Raw genomic sequence first — 3,176 nt, 5'->3', positions numbered from 1 at the left:
TGAGAAGAGGTCAATCTTTTACGATGAATAAGCTTGGGATTTGATATGCTAAGATATAGTAAGAAACCAATGACAGGCAAAACAAGGACGATTACTATCCAATTCAAAGCTTTGGCTGGCCGACGAACTTCCCAAATTGCTATGAATAAGATAAAGAACGTATTTAACAGGTATAGAAAAAAAATCCACTCCAACTAAAATTCCTCCTTAGTTTTTCCCTTAACATGTACAAACTATGTAGCAAGTATACGTTTGGAATACGAGGAATTGTTTAGATTGACCTTTCTCATGAGACACCTCAAATAATTTTGTAATTAGTTTGTTTTGTCACAGGAAATTTAATGTTGGAGATGTATCGAAAAACAAAAAAGGAGGTTCTTTTTACATTTCTTCCATTTAAACCTAAAATCTCACATTATTCTGCTGTAACTGACTAAGTATATTCGATGTTAAAAAGACTCCAACAGGGGGAAAGGTACCACTAATTACGGGATATCCGGTAAGAGCTCTATCGGTTGTAGCAACCCATGTTCCGTATTCGCCTGCTTGTAAAGAAGGAGGTTTCATAAGCCTCCCATTTAAAATAAAATGTCGAATTCTAATCTGGGGTTCATCAAATATGGCTAAGTTTCCAGAAAATGTGGCATAAGGTGAATCAAATCTTATATGTTTGGTGTTTCCATCCCAAGATCCATTAATTGGAATAGGTGTACCACGAAAATTAACCTTACCAATTACCCTGTTATCTGTAATAGGAGTTAATGTTGAGTACGCCCAATCGATTGGTCTACCAGCCATAGCAGCATGGATACCCCATACTGATGGGAATTCCATTGTTTGCTGTGCAGTTTGCAATACTAATCTCCCCCTAAATTTAAAGTTTATGTTCTGAAGAATAAAGGATTAGATATCTTATTTACTACCCTATATAAAGGACCAATCCAGTATATGCACCACAAGCTGAATATGTTTACTTTTAACGGTTAGAAGCTCATCCTTTCGTTGAAAAATGCAGATCATTCAACAAATAGTTGTTTAGAACAAAAAATTATGTTACAAAAAAATTCCTTTATTCAACTATATGGCCCAATTGTTGAATAAAGATCAAACAGCACTCTTCAACTAGCCTCCCTCAATAAACTAAACACAATCTCACGATTGCTCTAGAATTCTTCGAATTTCATAGTCATATCATTAACAGTTATTTATGTAAGCTCGGCATCACTCCTCAAGGGTAGGGATTTATCGAAAAAAGTGTATGCTAAACTAGCCAATTATAGGAAAAAATTGGTTTAATCAATGTTATAATCGCACTTTAGGATATCCACATGTCTCATGGAGGTCAACCCTCCCATGTCTCACAGAGTCGATGCTCCTACATTCCTTCGTTCAACCTTTCCATGAGGTGGATGTCGGTCATGCTGCCCCACAGGATCTAAGCCCTCACGTTAGTTGCTTTGCCGACTAATCCGTGCTTCACTTTTAAATGAGTGTTAATTAAATGACCGTGTAACCTTAAATTCGATGAACTATGCGACTGTTTGATGTACCATAAATGTTGCCATATGAGGGATATCCATTAACATCTTGTCTTCTTGAAACGTAAATTGTTTTTTACCGATTGAAAACAGAATTCGAATAAGCTTGTTACAYAARGCTATYAGAGATTGCATTTTTTTTAATGGATTCTGAGCACGTGTTGTGTAATATATATGGAGAGCTTTAAAAGCCTTGTTCTTTGCCACCAGTATCATGGCTGCCCGGAATAAGAGAGCCCTCAATTTCTTTCGTCCCCGTTTGGTAATCTTGGTCTGACCTTTGTGCTTTCCGGATGTGTTTTCTTTTAAACTTAAACCTGCTAATTTTACGATTTGGCGAGGATGTTGATAGTCTCTGAGGTCGCCGACCTCTGCGAAAAACCCTGCTACWGTATCTCGACCRATYCCTGACACCTCTAACATCTGWGTRACACCTGGGATATGGTCTAATAACTGATCTAATTGATAATCTAATTCTTCGAATTTCATTTGAATAAAATCATACTTCTCTARTAAAGCTCTCAACTCTAATTTCGCCATAGCTGCCCCTTGACGAATACCAATMGAACGATTGGCTGCTTCTTTRAGTGCTCGTATCTTCTTTAAGCCTATACTGCGTTTTACCACTTGTCTTAAGGAAAGTAAGAGCTCTTCTTCCGTATAATTTACAAGTTCATGTGGCAAGGCTTCTAGCTTTAGAAAATGAATAGCTGCCTTGCCTTCCCAACTTTTGAACACTGTCAAAAATTCGGGAAAGTAACGATCAAGCCAGTTATGAACTTGTCCCTGAACGACTTGTAAGTCAACGTTGAGAAGATCGGGAAGTTTTTTGGCCACTCGGAGTTCTGCATAAATTCCTTGTGGAATTGTTGGTTCGGCGTATCTTCCGTCTTTGACTAATTGTGCGATGACCTTTGCATCTTTCACGTCATTCTTTGTAGGTGAATTATCGTCTAATTCTTTACTTCGTTTAACATGTAGTGGATTGACAGATACGAACTTAATATTATTCTCTTTTAGAAGATGAGCTAGATTTAACCAGTAGTGACCGGTTGGCTCCATGCCTACAATCACTTGATTTAACTTACACTCTTTAACAAGTTGGTTAATCCAATCTAGAAACGAATGAAATCCTGCATTCGTATTTTCAAAGAAACACGTTTTACCCAGTTCCAATCCTCTAAAATCCTGTGCTCTTGCGACATGATTGTGCTTGGCTATATCTACTCCGACAATTAAGGTTTCAGAAGTAATTTGAGTGATTTTATGATTTTGGTTATAATTCATTGTGAGACCTCCAAATAGATGTTTTGTCCTTTTTTAGCTGGCCAGCTTAGGACACATTCATTTATCAAGAGGTCTTTTTTCGTTCAAACTTCATTTTCAGTTATTACAGGAATGCTGCCCCGTTAGTTCCGTAAGAAAAAGGTTGCCGCAGCAACCTATTATGTTCGTCTGTTGGTTCAAGCCGTTTAACTGGAACATGGTGAATAGTGTTTACCTTATTAGGAGGAATATGCGGTCCACCGGCTACATAGCCGGTGGCTTTTTCATTATGTAAAACAATTAGTTTTTTCCAATGCCAAAGACTGTACTTTCATTAAAAATCAAATGACAGTTCAGGCATGAATTGATTCA

At 37.4% G+C, this 3,176-nt stretch carries 3 protein-coding genes; all 3 read right to left on the bottom strand.

Going from position 1 to position 3,176, the window contains the following annotated elements:
* Positions 1-194: PLDc N-terminal domain-containing protein (locus AC1DIV_RS29800; protein WP_477577945.1), on the bottom strand; the 194-nt coding region annotated here is incomplete at its 3' end.
* A 208-nt stretch (positions 195-402) separates the two neighbouring features.
* Positions 403-855 carry a hypothetical protein gene (locus AC1DIV_RS29795; protein ID WP_477577944.1) on the bottom strand — a complete coding sequence of 151 codons (453 nt, stop codon included), beginning with the start codon at positions 853-855 and terminating at the stop codon, positions 403-405.
* A gap of 674 nt (positions 856-1,529) precedes the next feature.
* Complete coding sequence (locus AC1DIV_RS29790) at positions 1,530-2,825, bottom strand: IS110 family RNA-guided transposase (RefSeq protein ID WP_477577943.1); 1,296 nt, start codon at positions 2,823-2,825, stop codon at positions 1,530-1,532.
* Between the last annotated feature and the right edge of the window lie 351 nt (positions 2,826-3,176).

The organism is Peribacillus sp. 05N428 (assembly GCF_056397085.1).
The sequence above is the reverse complement of the archived record's forward strand: the minus strand, read 5'-3'. Positions and strand labels throughout refer to the sequence as shown.